Below are 19,600 nucleotides of genomic sequence, written 5' to 3'. Positions count from 1 at the left end.
TTCCCGGCCAATTACACTAGCGCCAATGCCTGGTGCTTCCCGACCTCCCTTTACCCGCTCCCTGTTGTCGCCGCGTCACTGGCCGGCATGGCTGGGCGTGGGTGTGATCCGGCTGATCGCGCGGCTGCCGTATCCCGCGTTGCTGTGGCTGGGCCGGCGCCTGGGTGCGTTGGTGCAATGGCTGCCTTCGCCGCGGCGGCACATCGTGCAGGTCAACATCGGGTTGTGCTTCCCCGAGCTGAGTGCCACCGAGCAGGCGGCGTTGATCGACGCCAACCTGCGCGACGTGGGCCTGATGCTGGTGGAGTTCGCGCTGGGCTGGATGGGCAGCGACCGCCAGATCGCGCGAATCCCGCTTGAGGTTGAAGGACTGGAGCATCTCGCGGCGGCACGCGCCCAGGGCAAGGGCGTGCTGCTGGTGGGCGGCCACTTCTCGCATCTGGAACTGTGCGCGCGGCTGGTATCGCAGCGTATCCGCATTGCCGGCATGTACCGGCGCATGGATTCGGACGTGTTCGAGTGGAACGTGCTGCGCGCGCGGCTGGATTATGCCGACGCGATGTTCGAGAAGGAGGACCTCCGCGGCACGGTGAAATACCTGCGCAACGGCGGCACGCTGTGGTATGCGCCCGACCAGGACATGCGCAGCAAGGACAGCGTGTTCGTGCCGTTCTTCGGCGTGCCGGCGGCCACCATCACCGCCACCCATCATCTGGCGCGGATGTCCGGCGCACTGGTGATTCCCTTTTTCCACCGCCGCCTGCCGGGCAGCGAGGGTTATGTATTGCGGCTGGGTGCGCCGCTGCAGGATTTCCCCGGCACCGACGTGCACCACGACACCGCCCGCATCAACGGCTGCATCGAACAGATGGTGCGCGAGGCGCCGACGCAATACCTGTGGGCGCACAAGCGCTTCAAGACCCGCCCGCCGGGCCAGCCGCCGATCTACTGATCGCGCCGCTGGCGTCGCGACTCGTACAGCTTGGCGTATTTCAGGAACGCGTAGAACGCGTGGATGCGTGCGGCAATGAAGCCGGCCCAGCCCGAGCGCCAGTGTCCGCGCAAAAGGTAGAAGCGCAGAAAGGCCACCGTGGGGTACGCCACCATGCGCAGGCGCAACCAGCGCACCCGCCGCCGGGCGAGGTCGCCCAGTTGCAGGCTTGAATAGCGATCCGCCTTGGCCACGCGCCCGGCAATATCGCGCTCGCCATGGTGATCGATGGTGACATCGAGCACGCCGACGGAGCCGTCGACGCACACTTCCTCGTGCACCGCGTGGCCGCTCATGCGCGCGTGCTGCCGATCGAACAGCCGCACGTAGTGGTTGAGCCGCGCCCGGCCCGACTGCCAGCGCCAGAACTGCCACTCCCGCCGCCACAACTGGTACGCCACGTGCGTCGGCGCGTGCAGCGCCTGCTGCAGGGGCACGGCGGCGGTTTCGGCCAGCGACTCGTCCGAATCGAGCAGCAACACCCAGCGGTGGCTGGCCAGATCGATCGCCGCCTGCTTCTGCGCGCTGTAGCCGGCAAACGGCTGCACGTGGACACGCGCGCCGTAATGCGCGGCGATCGCCGCCGTGGCGTCGGTGGAACCGGAATCCAGCACCACGATCTCGTCCGCCCAGCGCACGCCGCGCAGGCAGGCATCCAGCGTGGCGGCGCTGTTGAAGCTGGTCACCACCACCGACAGCGGTTCGCGCGCGGCCGTCATCGGCGGCTCGCCCCGTCGACATCCGCCACCACGTACAGCGCCGCACACCAAAGCCCCAGCAACCAGGCAAACAGCAGGCCCCACCAAGCCGAATAGAAGGCCAGACTGGTGTTCAGCGGAAACAGCATCACGCCCAGCGCCAGCGTGACGGGGAAAGCGCGCGAACGCGCCGCCGCACCCACGCTGCGCCACGCACGCCACGCCAGCGCCACCGCCGCCAGCCACAGCAGCAAACCCAGCGCGCCGGTTTCGGTGAGAACCTCCAGCACGACCTGATGCGCATGGCAGGCGCCCAGGCCGGTGCCGCAGGGTTCGGCTACCAGGAAGTGGTCATCGGGCGGCGCGTAATGCGGGTAGGCGTAGCGAAACGCGCGCACGCCCACGCCATTGAGCGGATGGTCGGCGATCATGCGCGCGCTGGTCTCCCAGATATCCAGCCGGCCGCTGAGCGCGGCATCGAGCGAGCTGTCGGTGCCGTGCAGAGCCAGCAAGGTGCGATCCATCCGCACCTGGAATCGCGGTGAGGTTTTCCACGCCACGCCACCGGCCAGCGCCAACAATGCCGCGCCCAATACGCAGAACAGCGCAAACCGCCGCAGCGAGCGCGCCTCATGCCAGGCGAAGCCCAGCGCCACCAGCGCATAGCTCAACCACGCGGCGCGCGAACCAGCCAGCAGCACCGGGCCGAGCACCAGCGCGAAGGCGAGCAGCAGCCCGCGCAAGCCCCAGCGCCGCCGCGCCGCCCACAGCGCGAACGGCGACAGCACCGCCAGGGTCGGGCCCAGCTTGAGATTGTCCGCGCCGAAGATGCCTGACACCCGCTCGGCCTCGGCATGGCCGCCCAGGCTCCAGCCGGTAAGTGCCTGCACCCAGGCATCCAGCACCCACAACGCCAGCACCAGCGCCACGGCGACAAACAGCGCCTGCAGCTTGCTGTCCCGCCGTATCGCGAAACAGGCGTACAAGACCAGCGGCACATAGCGCAGTTGGCCCGCCACCGTGCCCCAGCTTTTTCCCGGCGCATACGAATCGAAAGCCGACAACAGCGCCGCAATGATGAACGCCCCCAGCAGCCACAGCGACATCCGGGCACCCGCGTGCTCGCGCAACGCATCACGCTGGCGCGCGAACAGCAGCACCACGCCGAGCAGGCACAGGAAGGTCCCCAGTTCCGCGCTGCGGCCAAACGGCAGCAGCGCGATCACCAGCCAGAACGGCAGCAGGGGCGAGCGCAGCGCGGCACCCAGCGTGGTTCCAAGGGAGGTCATGCGCCAGCCTGTGCGGGAGGAAAAGCGCATTGTAGGCGAGCGCGTCGCGGTGGTGGCGTGCGCGCCCCCTGTGGGAGCGGCTTCAGCCGCGATGCTCCTGGCTTCGAGGTGCTTCGGGGGAAAAGCATCGCGGCTGAAGCCGCTCCCACAAAAGCGCAGACCGCTTAGCCGGCCACCTCGCGATACAGCGCCAGCGTGTTCTGCTGCATGTCCGCCAGGCGGTAGCTGTGCAGCAAGGGAATCGGTGGGGCCACCCGCAGCAGTTCGGCGGCGCGTTCGGCCAGGCGTTCGCGGTCGCCCGGCGGCACGCGGCCGGCGGGGTACAGCTCGGCCAGCAGTTCGCCTACGCCGCCGTGCGCATAGCCGAGCACCGGCCGGCACAGCGACAAGGCCTCGACCACGGTGCGGCCGAACGATTCAGGCTGGTTCGACAACTGCAGGATCAGGGTGGACACCGCGTAGATGTCGCGCACATCGTCACGCTGCGGGGTCAGCACCACCTGGGCGCCGACGCCGCGCGCGCGGATCAGCTCGTTCAACTCCGCCACATAGGCTTCGCGGCCCGGCTCGATCACGCCCAGCAGCAGCAAGCGGGTATCGATGCCGCGGCCCTTCAGGTCGGCGACCAGTTCGATCGCGTCGTGATGGCCCTTCAGGCGCGTGCCGCGCGCGGGCAGCGTCAGCAGCGGTGCGCCCATCAACGACGGGTATTCGGAGAAGAACGAGGTCTTCCAGCCATCGTCGGCACGATGGCCGTAGGGGAACGCCTCCGGGTCGATACCGCGCGGGATCACCCGCACCCGGCCCGGTTCCAGCCAGCGGTAGTGGCTGAGCACGTAATCGCGCAGCGTCTGCGATACCGCCACCACGCGTTCGCCGCGCAGCAGGATGGCGCTGTAGCGCGAGGGCGAGTTGAGCCCATGCACGGTGGTGATGAAATGCGGTCGCGGCGACAGCCCCTTCATCGCCCACCAGCCCAGCCACGCGGGCAGGCGCGAGCGCGCGTGCACGATGTCGGGGCGAAGCTGCCGCAGCACGCGCCGCAATTTGCCCAGCCGCAACAGGGTGAGCAGCGATTTGCGGCCGATATCCAGGGTGATGTGCTCGCCGCCCTCGGCCTGCAACTGCGCCACCAGCCGGCCACCGGCAGAAATCACCACCGAGCGGTGCCCGGCCTGTACCAGGGCACGACTGATCTCCAACGCCGACCGCTCCGCACCACCCGCGTGCATGGCGGGAATCAGCTGGACAACGGTCAGCAGCTTGTCGGGCGCGATGGTGCTGGACATGGGCTCACGTTTCGGGGCATTGATCGCAGGGGACAAGCAGAAACCATGCCGCCGGTCGCATCACGCCGCGCCCGTGGTCAGTCGCGCAACACGTAATGGGCCGCGCAGTAGGCGCAGGTTGACTCGCCGCCGTCATCGACGATCGGCAGGTACACCTTGGGATGCGAATTCCACAACGCCATGCCGGGCATCGGGCAGGACAACGGCAGGTCCGCGCGCGTCACTTCGTAACGATTTTCGGCATTTGCCGGTATCAGCGGGACGGCCGCGGGAAGGGGGCGCGACATGGACGAAACTCCAGACAGACCATCAAGCCGCAAATGGTAGCAGGCGCGGCTGGCCGCTGGCTGACCGGTACGCTGTGTTTTTGGCAGGCCAAACGACAAGGGCGGCCGAAGCCGCCCTGCCTTGGCCGATCTCGACCGGCTTACTTCGCCTTCGGCACCGAGCCTTCGGTGGTGATGCGGATGGTGATCTCGTCACTGACGTTGGGCACATAGGCGCCCACGCCGAAATCGGAGCGCTTCAGGCTGGTGGTGGCGTCGAAGCCGATCGACTGCGCCTTGCTCATCGGATGCGGGCCGATCTTGTTCAAGGTGGCATCCAGCACGACCGGCCGGGTCACGCCATGCACGGTGAGGTTGCCGGTGACCTTGAACTTGTTGCCGCCCAGCGGCTGCACCGCCGTGCTCTTGAAGGTCACCGTCGGGTACTTCCCGGCGTCGAGGAAGTCCGGCTTCTTCAGGTGCTCGTCCAGCGCCGCCACGTGCGTGTCGAGGCGGTCCAGCGGCAAGGTCACCTGCACGCTCGACTGCGCCGGGTGCTGCTCGTCGTACACCAGCGTGCCCTCGCCCAGGCCCAGGTCAGCGGTTGGGTTGGAGTAGCCGAAGTGGTTCCAGCTGAACAGCACCATCGTGTGGTCGGGGTCGAGCTTGTAGGTCACCGGGGCAGCCTGCACCGAGACGGCGGCGCCGAGCAGGCTGGCCACAACGAGATAACGAAATGCGCGCATGGTGAATCTCCAGGTGGGTAACAGGTGCAAGGGAAAGGATCAGGCGATCCGGCAGGCTTCGTCGAACGACAGCCGCGGGCTGCGCGGGAAGAAATTGCGGCTGCGATCGCCATGGCCAATGGCGATCAGGAAGTTGGATTTGACCGCGGTGCCGGCAAAAAATGCCGCATCCACGCCGGCCTGGTCAAATCCCGACATCGGGCCGCAATCCAGCCCCAACGCCCGTGCCGCCATCAGCACGTAGGCGCCCTGCAGGCTGGCATTGCGAAAGGCGGTGGTGTCGATCAGCGGCTGGTTGCCGACGAACCAGCTGCGCGCGTCGGCGTGCGGGAAGAGTTGCGGCAGGCGCTCATAGAATTCGTGATCGGTACCGATGATGGCGGTGACCGGCGCCTCCATCGTCTTGGCGCGATTGCCGTCAGACAGGTGCGGCGCCAGTCTGGCCTTGGCTTCCTCGGATTTCACGAAGATCACCCGCATCGGCGAGGCGTTGGCGCTGGTGGGCCCGAACTTGGCCAGCGCGTAGAGCTGATGCAACTGCTCGTCGGTCACGTCCTGCGGCAACCAGGCGTTGAACGTGCGCGCCTCGCGAAACAATTGATCCAGCGCCATCTCCGAAAGCGAATCACTCATGGGTATCCTCCAAGGCATGCGCACGCCAACGGGCGGCGCGATCGCGAATTAGAGAGTGTAATGGTGGCCTGGCGCGATCGAACCACGGCCGAGGGGAACGCACTGTGTACGCCAGCGAAACAATTACCCGCAAAGCGCCGCCATGCTGACGCCAGGCGAGTGCTGGGTGATCACGGACAACGCCGCCGGCAACCAGCGTCAGGCGCTTGCGCTGGCCGAGCACATGCAGCGGCCGGTGCGCCACCTGCGACTGCAACTGCGGGCGCCGTGGTCGTGGCTGTCGCCGCGCTTCACGATGGGAAACACGCGGGCCTTGCCGGCGTCACAGCGCCCGCTGTTCGCGCCGCCGTGGCCCGAGCTGGCGATCGGCTGCGGTCGCTCCGCGGCGCTGCTCACGCGGATGTTGCGGCCGCTTTCCGGCGGGCGCTGCTACACGGTGCAGATCCTGGACCCGCGCATCGACCCGCGCCATTGGGATGCGGTGATCGCGCCACGCCATGACGACCTCGACGGCGCCAATGTGCTGCGCCCGCTGGGTTCGCTCAATACGGTGGACGAGCGCTGGCTGGCCGACGGCCGCGACGCCTGCCCCTTGCTGGGCGAGCTGCCGCAGCCGCGGGTGGGCGTGCTGCTGGGCGGGCCGCGTCGCGGCATCGATCTGGACGATGACTACGCCGACCGCTTGCTGGGCCACCTGCTGGCCCGCCACCGAAGCGAGGGCGGCAGCCTGCTGGTGCTGGCCTCGCGCCGCACGCCCACGGAACTCATCGAGCTTTTCCGCCAGGCGCTGCGCGACGTCCCCGGCATCGTCTGGGCTGGCCCCGATGACGGCCGCAACCCGTTCCCCGGCGTGCTCGGCTGGGCCGACCGGCTGGTGGTGACGCCCGATTCGGTGAACATGCTGTCCGAGGCCTGCGCCGTGGGCTGTCCGGTGCACACCTTCACCACGGCGCCCTTGCCGGCCAGGATCGCCCGCTTCCATCAGGCCTTGCGCGCGGCGAACCTGCTGCACGACATCGACGACACCACCGCATCGCCGCAACCGCCACTACGCGAAACGACGGCACTCGCCGGGCAACTGCTGGCGCGCATGGCGCAACGCCAGGGCGACTGAGAGGTTGTGATTTTTTCAACCTCGAAGCCCGGCCACGTGAGGGCATGGATGCCCGAGTTGAGGCAACGCAGGAGCGGTTGCCCGATGGACGGGCGCGGATCGATCACGCAGGTGATTGATCCGCGTGAGCGCTTCCGGGCCTGTGCCGGAAGCGCGATAGAGGAAAGCCACAGGAAGTGGTTTTCCTCACAGGCTCGGAGCCCTACTTCGGGCGGCTGGCGTCGCGAATGGCGCTGCCCAGCTGGATCGCGGTGACGCCAACCACCCCTCGCAGCGCGTCGGTCAAGGCGGTCATCCGGGTGCTGTCGACGCCGCGCTCGAAGATCAGGATGAGCTGGTCGTCGGCATCCCTGCGGCAATTCAGGATCAGCTTGAACAGCGGCAGCTGTTGCGCCGCCACCACGGCTTCCACGCCGGCCACCGCACCATCGCCAGCCAGGCTGAGCAGCACCCGCGGGCGCAGGTTGTGACGCGCGAACAAGCGCCGCTGCAACGGCTTGAGCAGTACCAGGATCACCCAGATCAACGCCGTGGTCATCGCTGCCGCCGCATACAGGCCGGCACCCGCCGCCAGGCCGATCGACGCCACCGCCCACAGCCCGGCGGCGGTGGTCAGGCCACGCACCACCTGCTCGCGCTGCATAAACAAGATGGTGCCGGCGCCGAGGAAGCCGATGCCGCTGACCACCTGCGCCGCCACGCGCGAAGGGTCCAGCATCACGCGCGGGTTTTTCAGTGCGTCGCTGAAACCGTAGGCCGACACGATGATCGCCAGCGCCGCGCCCACGCACACCAGCATGTGCGTACGCAGGCCGGCGGCCCACTCACGCCGCTCGCGGTCGGCGCCGATGACCGCACCGAGCACCGCCGCCAGCACCAGCCGCTGCAGTATTTCCCACGTATCAAGCATGCCTGCCTCCCGTGATCCATCGGACTTCGCGATCCGTGCCGATCCCACGCACAGCCGCAGTCATTCGTCGAAGGTGAAACCCAGCGCCGCGGTGACCTCGCGCACGCTGGCGCAAAGCGTCGCCAGCGCCTCGTCGCGCGGCGCGATCCGCGAACGCAGGTCCATCGTGCAGCGCAGGGCGCGATGCAGCAGTTCGGCGTGGGCGGCGCCGAGCACGGCGGCCTGGTTGGCATTCAACAGGCCGGCGTCGTGGCAGGCGCCGATCACCGACGCGTTGGCGGTGACCTCAAGCAGGCCCGGCCGCTGGGCGTGCGCCAGCACCAAGCCCTGCAGCGCGAACTCGATATCCAGCAAGCCGCCGTGGCCCTGCTTCAAGTCGAATTGGGTGGCGTCGGAGCGGTCGCGTTCGGCGCGCCAGCGCTGGCGCATGCTGCTGACCTCGGCCAGCACGGCGGCCGGATCGCGCGGCACGGCCAGGATCTCGCGGCGTACCCCGGCCAGTTGCGCGGTGAGCGCGCGGTCGCCGGCCACCGGCCGCGCCCGCAGCAACGCCTGGTGCTCCCACGTCCAGGCGCGGCCGCGCTGGTAGGCCACAAAGCCGTCCAGGCTGCTGACCAGCAAACCCTTGGAGCCGTCCGGCCGCAGGCGCGTGTCCACTTCGTACATGCGCCCGCCGCGGGTCAGCACGGTCAGCCAGTTCATCACCCGCTGTGCCAGCCGCTGGTACCAGCGCGCGCCTTCCAGCGGGCGCGTGCCGTCGCTCATCGCCTGCGCGCGGCGGCCGTCATAGACGAAGACCAGGTCCAGATCCGAGGCGAAACCCAGCTCCTCGCCGCCCAGGCTGCCGTAGCCCAGCACGGCAAAACCGGAACCCTCGCCCGGCAGCCGGCCGTGCTGCACGGCCAGTTCGCGTTCGGCCAGCGAGGTCACCGTGGCGACCACCGATTCGGCCAGCGCGGCCAGTCGGCGCGCGGTGGCCACCGCGTCGGCGCGACCATCGTTGAATGCCAGCCCCAATCGGAACGCGGTGCTGGCCTTGAACTCGTTGATGCGCTCCAGCTCCGCCTCGGCCTCGCGCTCGTCCAGCGTGCCCAGCACGCGGGTGATCTCGGCGCTGATGTCGGCGCGCTTCAGCGGCAATTGATCGATGCGCGGGTCAAGCACGTCATCCAGCAACAGCGGCTGCATGATGACCCGCTCGGCCAGGAACGCGCTGTCGCCGAACAGCCGGGCCAGCCGCTTGCGCGCCAGCGGCTGTTCCTCCAGCAGGGCCAGATAGGCGGAGCGACGCGCCACCGCCTGCACCAGGCGACACAACCGCAGCATGCAGGCCACCGGCGCGGCGCTCTCGCGCGCCACGCCGAACAGCTGCGGCATCAACCGATCCAGCCGTTCGCGCGAGCGCGCCGACATCGCCCGCACCGGCGAGGCCTGCGGCAGTTTCAACAGCGCGTCGGCCAGCTCGACGCCGGGCACGAAACCGGAGGCTTCCAGCGTGCCCGCTTCCAGCGACTCGTCGCAGGCGTGCTGCCACAGCACGTTGTCGGCCGCGGGCACCTTCGCGGCGCGCCCGCCCTGCGGCATCAATACGGCGGCAAATTCCTCGCTGACATGGGCGCGGTGGTGCGCCAGCGTGGCATTCAGTGTTTCCCAATCCGGATGGCCCAGCCCCAGCGCAATGCGCTCGCGGCTCAGCGCGTCGTCGGGGATGTCGTGGGTCTGCGCGTCGCGCAGCATCTGCACGCGGTTTTCCAGCCGCCGCAGGAACACGTAAGCCTCGCGCAGCATGCGTGCCCGCGCCGCGCCAATATGACCGCGCGCCTCGCAGGCAGTCAGCGCCGGCAGCAGGCCGCGCACGCGCATCGAGGGTTCGCGACCGCCGCGGATCAGCTGGGTCAGCTGCACGATGAATTCGATCTCGCGGATACCGCCGGGGCCGAGTTTCAGGTTGTCGGCCAGGTCCTTGCGCGCCACCTCGGCATCGATCAGCGCCTTCATTTCGCGCAGGCCGGCAAAGGCGGTGTAGTCGAGATACTTGCGGTAGATGAACGGCCGCAGCAGCTCCTGCAGCTGCTTGCCGGCCTGGCGATCGCCTGCCACCGGCCGGGCCTTGATCCATGCGTAGCGCTCCCAGTCGCGGCCTTCATTCTGGTAGTACTGCTCCATCGCCGCGAACGACAGCGCCAGCCGCCCCGCGTTGCCGAACGGGCGCAGGCGCAAGTCGACGCGGGCGCAGATGCCGTCCATCGTGGGCTCGTGCAGCAGCCGCACCAGTTGGCGTCCCAGCCGCACGAAGTACTCGCTGTTGTCGAGCGTGCGCGCGCCGTCGCTTTCACCGCCGTGGGGGTAGGCCAGCACCAGGTCGATGTCGGACGAGAAATTCAGCTCGCTGCCACCGAGCTTTCCGAAGCCCACCACCACCAGCCGCTGCACGGCGCCATCACTGTCGCGCGCCTGGCCGTAGCGTGCGGCCATCCACCGTTCCGACCAGCCCAGCGCGGCACTCAGCAAAGCCTCGTACAGCACGCTGGTGGCCGACAGGGTTTCGGGAAGTTCGTCCAGGTCGTTGACGTCGCGGAACACCAGCCGCAAGGCCTCGGCGTGACGAAAGCGCCGCAGCGTTTCCATGCAGGCCGCTTCGTCGTCGGACAACTTCAATGCCCCGACACGCGTGGACGCATCACCGCCCGCACGCAGCCGTTGCAGGCCCGGCGCCAGCAGTTCCGGCTGGTGGCACCACACGTCGAAGGCGAAATCGCTGGCCAGCAAGGTGTTCCGGATGCGCTCGGCCACCCCGGCGTCGTCGTGCAGCGGGATGCCGGCGGCGCGGCAGCGAGCCGCCAGGTCGCCGTAGCGGTCGTCGATCAGCGCGCGCAGCGCGGGGGAAGGTTGGACAGGCATGCCCGCATTGTGCCGCAGTGCGGCGTGCAGCCGACACCGTTCCGGGCGAACGTGGCCCATCCATTGAAGCGCGCCCGTGCAGGCCCGAAACTGCGCGATCCGACCAACGTGCGGTTCATGTTGGCTTGATTACATTCGCTGCCCCGCGATGACAGCAACAGGACTGCCATGTCGTTGAAACCCACCCGCCTCCCGCACCGCTGGCATGCCCCGGTTTGGCGCACGCTTGCGCTGCTGGCCGTGGTGTTCGGTTTCGTGCTGCTGACCGGGCTGATCGACGGCGGCGTCGGCGTGGTGCCGAAGCGCCTGCTGGACCAGGCCCGCTTCCCGTTCGCCAATGCCCTCCCCGGCCTGCTGCTGGCGGGCGTGCTGTTGCTGCTCACCCGCCGGCTGCTGCTGTCGTTCGGCCTGGTGCTGCTGTTCGAAGGCGTGGTCTACGGGGTCAACACGCTGAAGGTGGCGAACCTGGGCACGCCGCTGCTGCCGGCCGATTTCCAGATGGTGGGCCAGTTGCGCAAGGGCGGCATGCACCTGCTGTCCGGCTACCTGCCGCACAGCCCGTGGCCGTACCTGGGCTTGCTGGCCGGGCTGGCGCTGGTGGTCGCGATGTGGCGCTACGAGCCGCCGCTGCTGCCGCAACGCACGGGCGGCAAGCGCCTTGTCGCCGGCAGTGTGCTGGCGGCAGCGCTGCTGAGCCTGCTGCTGGGCGTCACCACCTGGGAGCGGCTCTACAACGGACGCGTGCTGTGGCTGGAGCCGTGGTCGGCGATGTCCACCGCCAACCACTCGGGGTTGATCAGCGGGCTGATCATGTTCGACCTGCATTACGGCCACGGCAAGAAGAAGCCCGACCTCGCCCTGGCCAGGCAACTGATCGCCGATTACGACCACCCGCTGCGCCAGCGCCTGCTGCTGCCCTCGGCGGGCAGCGCGGAGCTGCCCGACATCGTGGTGGTGCAGAGCGAATCGTTCTTCGACCCGACCATCATGAAGGGCTACGAGCACAGCCACTTCACCCCGAACCTGCGCCGGCTGGCGGGTCGGGGGACCAGCGGCCAGCTGCATGTGCCGACCTTCGGCGGTGGCACCATCCGCACCGAGTTCGAGATGCTGACCGGTCTGTCGTTGCGCTATTTCGACAACCTGCAGTTTCCCTATCTGCAGCTGAGCCACGCCACCGTGCCCAGCCTGGTTCGCGTGCTGAACCAGCATGGCTACGACACCATCGCGCTGCACGGCAACGACCCCGCGTTCTGGAACCGCAGCGCGGCGTTCAAGGCGCTGGGCTTCGACCGTTTCGTGTCGCAGGCGTCGTTCCCCGCCGATGCGCCGCTGGATGGCAAGTACATGGCCGACGCCGCCATGACCGACGAAATCCTGCGCCAGCTGAAAGACAGCGGCCCGCCGCAGTTCATCTTCGCCATCAGCATCGAAGCGCACGGACCCTACGACATCGAGCCCGCCCACACCGCCGAGCGCGACGCCATCGCCGTGCCGGAAGGCATCGAAGGGCGCGACAAGCTGGAGCTGCAGACCTACCTCTATCACATCGGCCACGCCGACGCCGAGCTGGGCCGGCTGGTGAAACAGCTGGCCGCGCGCCGACGCCCGAGCCTGGTGCTGTTCTACGGCGACCACCTGCCGGCGCTCAGCAACAGCTACCAAATCGCCGGCTTCGTCGACGGCAAGGACATGCTGAGCCAGGCCGGCACCTGGCTGCTGGTCGAACCGAAGCATCCGATCAAGCCGGTGCACCTGGACACCGCCTCCTGGCTGCTGCCCGGCGTGCTGCTGGAACAGGTGGGCATCCACGACGACGCGTACTTCGCACTGACCCAATTGGTAGGCCCGGAACTGGCGGCGCTCACCGAGGCGCCCGGCGCACCGCCGCCGACGGAGGGCACCGAGCAGCGCAAGCTGGACCAGGCCATGTCCAGCATCGACCAGCTGCGCATGAACGGCACGCTCGACAGCCTGCTGCCGAAAGTCCTCGCGCCGATCGGCGGCGTTGCCCACGATGTCGCACCGGCGCCGCCGCAGGCCGCCGCCGTCGGGTTGTGAGGGTCCGGCCCGCGGTGGGCCGACTTGCCGCACCGCGCCGCTGGCTGGCGACGCGGCGGGCGGCTGAACGCGGCTGGAATTCCGCCCACGACGTGCTTGCGCGAGGCTGCAAAACCGGGGATGGCGTTGTATCATCGCGCCTTTCTTTATCTTTCTATCCGTACAAAGGGATATAGCCGCGATGTCCAACTACCTGTTCACCTCCGAATCGGTCTCCGAAGGCCATCCGGACAAGGTCGCCGACCAGATCTCCGATGCCGTGCTCGACGCCATCATCGCGCAGGACCCGCGTGCCCGCGTCGCCTGCGAAACCATGGTCAAGACCGGCGTGGCGATCGTCGCCGGCGAAGTCACCACCAACGCCTGGATCGACCTGGAGGCGCTGACCCGCAAGGTGATCCTGGACATCGGCTACGACTCGTCCGACGTCGGTTTCGACGGCGCCACCTGCGGCGTGCTGAACCTGATCGGCAAGCAGTCGCCCGACATCAACCAGGGCGTGGACCGCAAGAATCCGGAAGACCAGGGCGCCGGCGACCAGGGCCTGATGTTCGGCTACGCCACCAACGAAACCAAAACCTTCATGCCCGCCGCCATCCACTTCTCGCACCGCCTGGTCGAGCAACAGGCCAAGGTGCGCAAGAAGAAGAACTCGCCGCTGCCGTGGCTGCGCCCGGACGCCAAGAGCCAGGTCACGCTGCGCTACGAGAACGGCGTGGCGGTGGCGATCGACGCGGTGGTGCTGTCCACCCAGCACGATCCGGGCGTGAAGCAGAAAGACCTGATCGAAGGCGTGCGCGAGCTGATCCTGAAGCCGGTGCTGCCGGAGAAGTGGCTGCACAAGGGCACCAAGTTCCACATCAACCCGACCGGCAAGTTCGTCATCGGCGGACCGGTGGGCGACTGCGGCCTGACCGGCCGCAAGATCATCGTCGACACCTACGGCGGCTGGGCCCGTCACGGTGGCGGCGCGTTCTCGGGCAAGGATCCGTCCAAGGTCGACCGCTCGGCCGCCTACGCCGCGCGCTACGTGGCCAAGAACATCGTGGCCGCCGGCATCGCCGACCGTTGCGAGGTGCAGGTGAGCTACGCGATCGGCGTGGCGCATCCCACCTCGATCTCGGTCACCACCTTCGGCACCGGCAAGATCAGCGACGACAAGATCGAGAAGCTGATCCGCAAGCATTTCGACCTGCGCCCGTTCGGCATCCTGCAGATGCTCGACCTGATCCACCCGATGTATCAGCAGACCGCCAGCTACGGCCACTTCGGCCGCACGCCGCAGGAGCTGACCGACGCCAACGGCAACAAGTTCACCTCGTTCTCGTGGGAAAAGACCGACCGCGCCGAGGCGCTGCGCAAGGACGCGAAGCTGAAGTAAGCGCCCCGCAGATTTGCCGCTTCGACAAAAGGCCCCGCACATGCGGGGCCTTTCGCGTTTCACGACGGCGGAAGCTGCCCATCGCCTCCCCCGCTCGCACGGAATGGCCGGGGAGGGGTCAGCTTTTGATCTTTCCGCCAGCCTCCCCCTTACAAACAGGGGGAGGAACCGAAAGCCTCAGGGCGTGAGCATGCGGATGGCCTCGTCGCGCACGCTGCGCATGCTGGCGTTGAGGTTGGCCGGGTTCATGGCGATGACGGGGTCCAGATACTCCTGGCGGACACTTTCGGCGGCATGTTGTGCGCCCAGTTCGGAAAGCGCGTAATGCAGGCGCGACGCGCTCTCGATCGTATGCGCATCGCGCGGCCCGAGCAGTTTCTCGCGCCCGGTCAACGCCTGCCGGTAGGCCATGCGCGCCGCCTTCCAGTCGCCCGCGTCGCTGTTGATATCGCCGATCAGGGTCAGCGTGCCGAAGATGATCGGATGATCGTCACCCAGCGCACGGCGCTGCCCCGCCAGCGTGAGCTCAGCCTCGGTCAGCGCCTTCCGGTGCTGACCGGCGGCGTTCAACAGGCTGGCCAGGCTGCCGTGGGCCATCAGGGTGTGAGGGTGGTTCGGCCCCAGCATGCGTTCATGCGACGCCAGGATCCTGCGCTCCAGCGCAATGGCTTTCGCGTAATACCCCTGTGCGACCGCCGGGTCGTCGGCAAAATGCCCCTGCTTGGCCACCAGCCGCACCATCACCGTGAGCGACACCATCGTGTCCGGATGGTCCGGGCCAAGCAGCCGCTCGCGCGTGGCCACCACCCGGTCCAGCAGCACATGCGCCTGCTTGAACGCGACCGGGTCTTGCGCCAGGTAAACCTCGTCGGTGGCCACCATGTTCTGCGCGCGCAACGTCTCGGGGTGATCCGCGCCCAGCTTGCGTTCGCGGATGTTCGCCACTTCGCGTGCCAGCGCCAGTGACTTCTCGTACTCGTGGCGGTAATGCAGCAGCTTGGCCAGCACCACCATGGCCTTGAGTGTTTCGGGGTGCTCCGCGCCCAGCTTGCCGCGGTCCAGCGCCACCAGCGCCTCGGCCTGCTTGCGCGCTTCGTCGCGCATGCCCAGGCCGATCAGGGTGGTCACCAGGTCCTGCCGCAGTTCCATCACGCCGGTGTCGGTGGCCGGCAACAGCGGCTGCAGTTGCTCATACAGCTTCTGCTGCAGCACCAGCGCCTGCTGCAGGTGGCCTTGCGCCGCCAGCACCCGACCGCGCCCGGCTTCAGCGGCAACGCGCAACGGCGCGGCCACCGGCAGCGAGGACGATTCCCTGCCCGATTGCCCAAACAGTTCCGCCGCGGCATCCAGGTCACCCTTGCGATACAGGGCCTGCGCCAGGTCGATCTGCGTCGAAAGCCGCGCCTGGTCATCGGCGGGGGCGCCCTGATCGCGGGTCGACAGCACCTTGCGCAACTCGGTGACGGCATGCGGGTAACTGCCGATGTTCACCAGCACGCGGGCCAGGGATTGACGCATGTCGGCGGCGAGGGTCGGTGCATCGGCAAACGCCGCGTCCAGGCTGTCCAGCGCGTGCGTCACCACGTAGGTATCGAGCACGTTGCGGGCGGTGTCGGTGGCCGAGATGCCGGCGAAGGCGCGCTGCAATTCCTCGACCGCGCCCTTGTCCGGCACCGGCCCGTCCTTGCCGGTCGAGAGCATGGCGGTCAACTGCCGCTCCTGATCACGCTTGATCGCATGACCCATCGCGTCGATATCCACGCTGTCGAACATCGACTGCTGAAAGTGCACGATGCGCTCCAGTTGCTGCTGCCGGTGTTCGGCCAGCTGTTGCTGGGTGCGCGCCTGGCCTAGCGCATACAGCGATGAACCCAGGCCGGACAGCACCGCGACCAGCAGCACCGACGCGGCCGCCAGCGGCCAGCGGTTGCGCTGCACGAAGCGGCGTACGCGATACAGCCGCACGCCGCGCCGCGCGTGCACCGGGTGGCGCGCCAGGAAACGCCGCAGGTCCGCCACCAGTTCGCCGACGGTGGCGTAGCGTTCGGCCGCGTGCCGACGCAGCGATTTCAGCACGATCGCATCGATATCGGCAGGCACCGAAAACCCGGGGGTTTTCTCGCCGCCGATCTCTCTTGCCGCCGCCTTCGCGACGCGGCTTGGCGCCACCACGACGCCGCCGATGATGGCGTTGGTCAACAGGTGCGGCGTCACCAGATGCTGGAACGGCCGCCGCCCGGACACCAGCTGGTAAAGCACCACGCCCAGCGAATAGACGTCCGCGGCGGTGGTCAGCGGCTGGCGTTCGATCTGTTCCGGGCTGGCATAGGCCAGGGTCAGCGCCTGGGCGCCGGTGGCGGTGGCGGCAACGTCAACGTGTTCGTCGATGATTCGCGCAATGCCGAAATCCAGCAGCTTCGGCTCGCCATATTCCGTTACCAGGATATTCGCCGGCTTGATGTCGCGATGGATGATGAGGTTGCGATGGGCGTACTCCACCGCCGCGCACACCTTAAGGAACAGCAACACGCGCTCGCGCAGGTCGGCCCCATGGTGTTCGCACCAGGCATCGATGCGCTCGCCCTCGACGTACTCCATCGCCAGGAACGGTTTGCCGTCGGTCAGCACGCCGCCATCGAGCAGATGCGCAATGCCCGGATGCTCCAGCCGCGCCAGCACCTGCCGCTCGCGGGTGAAGCGCTCCAGCAGCACCGGCGAGCCTTCCGCCGACGCCTGCAGGAATTTCAGCGCCACCTGCTGCACGAAATCACCATCGGTGCGCTCGGCCAGGTAGACCGTGCCCATGCCGCCTTCACCCAGGCGGCGCAGCAAGCGGTAATGCCGGGGCGCCGAGGCCTGCGCATCGTGGCCGCTGAGGTCGGCCGTCTGCATCTGGTCGCCGGGCATCGGCGCGGTGTGGCTGCTCTCGATCGCGCCGATCATCCAGCGCACTTCGCGGCCGAGCTCCTCGTCGCCGGCCACCGCCGACGCGATCATTTCCTCGCGCGCATCCATGCCAAGCTCGATCGCCGCCATGGCGATAAGCTTCGCCTCGCGATAGCGATCCGTCAGTTGCCTGGTCATCCCCCACCCCCGTGTTGGCCAATCAGTATAGACGCCTGAAGCCGGGGCCGTATGGCCCGCCTTTTCGACCCGTGTCCGCGGCCGCTCCCGGGGGCGCCGGCCCGATGCGCCCTTCAGGGAATACCGCCAATTCCTTTCACCATCGCGAACCTTCGCGCGACGGCGTTCAGAGCCGTAACCGCTACAATGGGCGGATGTCTCTTATCCAATTGCAACGCGTCGACTTCAGCATCGGCGGCCCCCTCCTGCTTGAACATGTCGATCTGTCGATCGAGGCGAACGAGCGTGTCTGCATCGTCGGTCGCAACGGCGAAGGCAAATCCACCCTGATGAAACTGATCGCTGGCGAGCTGCAGGCCGACGACGGCGAGGTGCGCATCCAGAACGGCATCGTGGTGGCCCGGATGGCGCAGGAGGTGCCGCACGGCACCGAGGGCAGCGTGTTCGACGTGGTCGCCGAGGGCCTGGGCGACCTGGGCCGGCTGCTGGCGCGCTACCACCACCTGCTCGACACCGGCGACTTCGACGCGCTGGGCGATGTGCAGCACCAGATCGAGGCGCAGCACGGCTGGGACCTGGACCGCCGCGTCAGCGACGTGATCACCCAGCTGGAACTGCCCGGCGAAACCGATTTCGCCGCGCTGTCCGGCGGCATGAAGCGCCGCGTGCTGCTGGCCCAGGCGCTGGTGCGCAAGCCCGACGTGCTGCTGCTGGACGAGCCGACCAACCATCTGGATATCGAAGCCATCGGCTGGCTGGAAACCTTCCTCAAGCAGTTCGCCGGCAGCATCATCTTCGTCACCCATGACCGCAGCTTCCTGCGCGCGCTGGCCACCCGCATCGTTGAAATCGACCGCGGCGCGCTGACCGACTGGCCTGGCGACTACGACAACTACCTGCGCCGCCGCGAGGAACGCCTGCACGCCGAAGCACAGGCGAACGCGCTGTTCGACAAGAAGCTGGCGCAGGAGGAAGTGTGGATTCGCCAGGGCATCAAGGCCCGGCGCACCCGCAACGAAGGCCGCGTGCGCGCGCTGAAAGCATTGCGCAACGAGCGCGCCGAACGGCGCAACCTCAGCGGCAACGTGAAGATGACGGCGGCCAACGCGCAGTCGTCCGGCAAGAAGGTGATCGACCTCAAGCACGTGCACCAGGCCTACGACGGCCGCGTGCTGATCGACGACCTCAGCACCACCATCCTGCGTGGCGACCGCATCGGCATCATCGGCCCCAACGGCGCCGGCAAGAGCACGCTGCTGAAGATCATGCTGGGCGAGCTCATTCCGCAGCGGGGAACGGCGGAGCTGGGCACGTCCATCGAGATCGCCTATTTCGACCAGCACCGCCTGCAGCTCAACGACAAGCTCAACGCGCTGGACAACGTGGCCGAAGGCCGCGAATACATCGAGCTCAACGGCCAGCGCAAGCACATCATCGGCTACCTGCAGGATTTCCTGTTCTCGCCCGAACGCGCCCGCGCGCCGATCACCCGCCTCTCCGGCGGTGAGCGCAACCGCCTGCTGCTGGCCAAGCTGTTCGCACAACCGTCCAACCTGCTGGTGATGGATGAACCGACCAACGACCTCGACGTGGAAACACTCGAGCTGCTGGAAGAATTGCTGACCGACTACCAGGGCACCCTGCTGCTGGTCTCGCATGACCGCGCCTTCCTCGACAACGTGGTCTCCAGCACCCTGGTGCTGGAGGGCGATGGGCAAATCGGCGAATACGTGGGCGGCTACAGCGACTGGCTGCGGCAGAAGCCCGGCCCGCGCACGGCCGGCCACGCGCCAAAGCCGACCGCCGCAACTCCCGCGCCGGCCGCGCCGGTTGCAGCGAAGCGCAAGCGCAGCTTCAAGGAGCAGCATGAGCTGGATCAGCTGCCCAAGCGCATCGAGCAATTGGAACGCGACATCGCCACGCGCAGCGCCGCGATGAACGAGCCGGCGTTTTTCCAGCAGGACAGTGCGGCGATCGTCAAGGCGAACGAGGAGCTGGTGGCGGTACAGGCTGAGCTTGATGCGGCGTATGCGCGGTGGGCGGAGCTGGATGGCTGATTCGCGGGGACGGCGCAAAAGCGGCCCTCATCCGCCCTGTCGGGCACCTTCCCCCGCGAGCGGGGGAAGGGAGCTTGCTGATTCGAGGAGTCCGGTCGCTTCCTTCCCCCGTGCAACGGGGGAAGGTGCCCGACAGGGCGGATGGGGGCTGCTCTTGGCCGTATCATCCACTGACCCCAC

Annotated in this window: 14 protein-coding genes; 5 read left to right on the top strand and 9 right to left on the bottom strand. The window is 67.9% G+C overall.

The window, feature by feature from the left end; genetic code table 11:
• The first annotated feature begins 25 nt into the window (after positions 1–25).
• Entirely contained in the window at positions 26–952 is a 927-nt protein-coding gene (lpxL, locus tag ACFPK0_RS13515) for an LpxL/LpxP family Kdo(2)-lipid IV(A) lauroyl/palmitoleoyl acyltransferase (RefSeq protein ID WP_377341453.1), read from the top strand.
• Here the strand turns inward: lpxL and ACFPK0_RS13510 are convergent.
• From ACFPK0_RS13510 to ACFPK0_RS13485, 6 genes are all read right to left on the bottom strand, one after another.
• Positions 946–1,710 (bottom strand): glycosyltransferase family 2 protein, encoded by a 765-nt coding sequence (locus tag ACFPK0_RS13510; RefSeq protein WP_056085080.1) that lies wholly within the window; start codon positions 1,708–1,710, stop codon positions 946–948. The two genes, lpxL and ACFPK0_RS13510, sit on opposite strands and share 7 nt — an antisense overlap.
• A complete protein-coding gene (locus tag ACFPK0_RS13505; RefSeq protein WP_377341451.1) occupies positions 1,707–2,978 on the bottom strand; it encodes an O-antigen ligase family protein in 1,272 nt (423 codons plus the stop codon). Before ACFPK0_RS13505 ends, ACFPK0_RS13510 begins: the two co-directional genes overlap by 4 nt.
• Before the next feature lie 164 nt (positions 2,979–3,142).
• Positions 3,143–4,267, bottom strand: coding sequence for a glycosyltransferase (locus ACFPK0_RS13500; protein WP_056085077.1), 1,125 nt, complete (start codon positions 4,265–4,267; stop codon positions 3,143–3,145).
• 77 nt (positions 4,268–4,344) lie between these two features.
• Complete coding sequence (locus ACFPK0_RS13495) at positions 4,345–4,554, bottom strand: zinc-finger domain-containing protein (protein WP_377341448.1); 210 nt, start codon at positions 4,552–4,554, stop codon at positions 4,345–4,347.
• A 140-nt stretch (positions 4,555–4,694) separates the two neighbouring features.
• Positions 4,695–5,279 carry a YceI family protein gene (locus ACFPK0_RS13490; RefSeq protein ID WP_377341446.1) on the bottom strand — a complete coding sequence of 195 codons (585 nt, stop codon included), beginning with the start codon at positions 5,277–5,279 and terminating at the stop codon, positions 4,695–4,697.
• 39 nt (positions 5,280–5,318) lie between these two features.
• Positions 5,319–5,912, bottom strand: a complete 594-nt coding sequence (locus tag ACFPK0_RS13485) for a malonic semialdehyde reductase (RefSeq protein ID WP_056085073.1) — start codon at positions 5,910–5,912, stop codon at positions 5,319–5,321.
• Between the two features lie 142 nt (positions 5,913–6,054).
• On the opposite strand from ACFPK0_RS13485, the gene ACFPK0_RS13480 reads away from it, so the two are divergent.
• Complete coding sequence (locus ACFPK0_RS13480) at positions 6,055–7,026, top strand: mitochondrial fission ELM1 family protein (protein ID WP_377341442.1); 972 nt, start codon at positions 6,055–6,057, stop codon at positions 7,024–7,026.
• 202 nt (positions 7,027–7,228) lie between these two features.
• On the opposite strand, the gene ACFPK0_RS13475 is transcribed toward ACFPK0_RS13480, so the two are convergent.
• Together ACFPK0_RS13475 and glnE are read right to left on the bottom strand one after the other, a co-directional pair.
• Positions 7,229–7,936, bottom strand: coding sequence for an MgtC/SapB family protein (locus tag ACFPK0_RS13475; protein WP_377341440.1), 708 nt, complete (start codon positions 7,934–7,936; stop codon positions 7,229–7,231).
• A 60-nt stretch (positions 7,937–7,996) separates the two neighbouring features.
• Positions 7,997–10,837, bottom strand: coding sequence for a bifunctional [glutamate--ammonia ligase]-adenylyl-L-tyrosine phosphorylase/[glutamate--ammonia-ligase] adenylyltransferase (glnE, locus tag ACFPK0_RS13470; RefSeq protein WP_377341438.1), 2,841 nt, complete (start codon positions 10,835–10,837; stop codon positions 7,997–7,999).
• Between the two features lie 168 nt (positions 10,838–11,005).
• On the opposite strand from glnE, the gene ACFPK0_RS13465 reads away from it, so the two are divergent.
• Together ACFPK0_RS13465 and metK are read left to right on the top strand one after the other, a co-directional pair.
• On the top strand, positions 11,006–12,898 hold the full coding sequence (locus tag ACFPK0_RS13465; RefSeq protein ID WP_377341436.1) for an LTA synthase family protein: 1,893 nt from the start codon (positions 11,006–11,008) through the stop codon (positions 12,896–12,898).
• Positions 12,899–13,079: 181 nt separating this feature from the next.
• Positions 13,080–14,279: a methionine adenosyltransferase gene (metK, locus tag ACFPK0_RS13460; RefSeq protein ID WP_377341434.1), complete on the top strand. Its 1,200-nt coding sequence runs from the start codon at positions 13,080–13,082 to the stop codon at positions 14,277–14,279.
• A 177-nt stretch (positions 14,280–14,456) separates the two neighbouring features.
• On the opposite strand, the gene ACFPK0_RS13455 is transcribed toward metK, so the two are convergent.
• Complete coding sequence (locus tag ACFPK0_RS13455; protein WP_377341432.1) at positions 14,457–17,363, bottom strand: serine/threonine-protein kinase; 2,907 nt, start codon at positions 17,361–17,363, stop codon at positions 14,457–14,459.
• Positions 17,364–17,557: 194 nt separating this feature from the next.
• Here ACFPK0_RS13455 and ACFPK0_RS13450 point away from each other — a divergent pair, with 194 nt between their 5' ends.
• Entirely contained in the window at positions 17,558–19,420 is a 1,863-nt protein-coding gene (locus tag ACFPK0_RS13450) for an ATP-binding cassette domain-containing protein (protein ID WP_377341430.1), read from the top strand.
• Positions 19,421–19,600 lie beyond the last annotated feature (180 nt).

It is taken from the genome of Rhodanobacter ginsenosidimutans (assembly GCF_042655685.1).
GTDB lineage: Bacteria > Pseudomonadota > Gammaproteobacteria > Xanthomonadales > Rhodanobacteraceae > Rhodanobacter > Rhodanobacter ginsenosidimutans.
The sequence above is the reverse complement of the archived record's forward strand: the minus strand, read 5'-3'. Positions and strand labels throughout refer to the sequence as shown.

Coding starts and splice junctions, on each gene's coding strand:
- lpxL (WP_377341453.1), top strand. CDS start 26: ATGCCTGGTGCTTCCCGACCTCCCTTTACCCGCTCCCTGTTGTCGCCG.
- ACFPK0_RS13485 (WP_056085073.1), bottom strand. CDS start 5,912: ATGAGTGATTCGCTTTCGGAGATGGCGCTGGATCAATTGTTTCGCGAG.
- ACFPK0_RS13495 (WP_377341448.1), bottom strand. CDS start 4,554: ATGTCGCGCCCCCTTCCCGCGGCCGTCCCGCTGATACCGGCAAATGCC.
- ACFPK0_RS13490 (WP_377341446.1), bottom strand. CDS start 5,279: ATGCGCGCATTTCGTTATCTCGTTGTGGCCAGCCTGCTCGGCGCCGCC.
- ACFPK0_RS13465 (WP_377341436.1), top strand. CDS start 11,006: ATGTCGTTGAAACCCACCCGCCTCCCGCACCGCTGGCATGCCCCGGTT.
- glnE (WP_377341438.1), bottom strand. CDS start 10,837: ATGCCTGTCCAACCTTCCCCCGCGCTGCGCGCGCTGATCGACGACCGC.
- ACFPK0_RS13500 (WP_056085077.1), bottom strand. CDS start 4,267: ATGTCCAGCACCATCGCGCCCGACAAGCTGCTGACCGTTGTCCAGCTG.
- ACFPK0_RS13450 (WP_377341430.1), top strand. CDS start 17,558: ATGTCTCTTATCCAATTGCAACGCGTCGACTTCAGCATCGGCGGCCCC.
- ACFPK0_RS13455 (WP_377341432.1), bottom strand. CDS start 17,363: ATGACCAGGCAACTGACGGATCGCTATCGCGAGGCGAAGCTTATCGCC.
- ACFPK0_RS13480 (WP_377341442.1), top strand. CDS start 6,055: ATGCTGACGCCAGGCGAGTGCTGGGTGATCACGGACAACGCCGCCGGC.
- ACFPK0_RS13505 (WP_377341451.1), bottom strand. CDS start 2,978: ATGACCTCCCTTGGAACCACGCTGGGTGCCGCGCTGCGCTCGCCCCTG.
- ACFPK0_RS13475 (WP_377341440.1), bottom strand. CDS start 7,936: ATGCTTGATACGTGGGAAATACTGCAGCGGCTGGTGCTGGCGGCGGTG.
- metK (WP_377341434.1), top strand. CDS start 13,080: ATGTCCAACTACCTGTTCACCTCCGAATCGGTCTCCGAAGGCCATCCG.
- ACFPK0_RS13510 (WP_056085080.1), bottom strand. CDS start 1,710: ATGACGGCCGCGCGCGAACCGCTGTCGGTGGTGGTGACCAGCTTCAAC.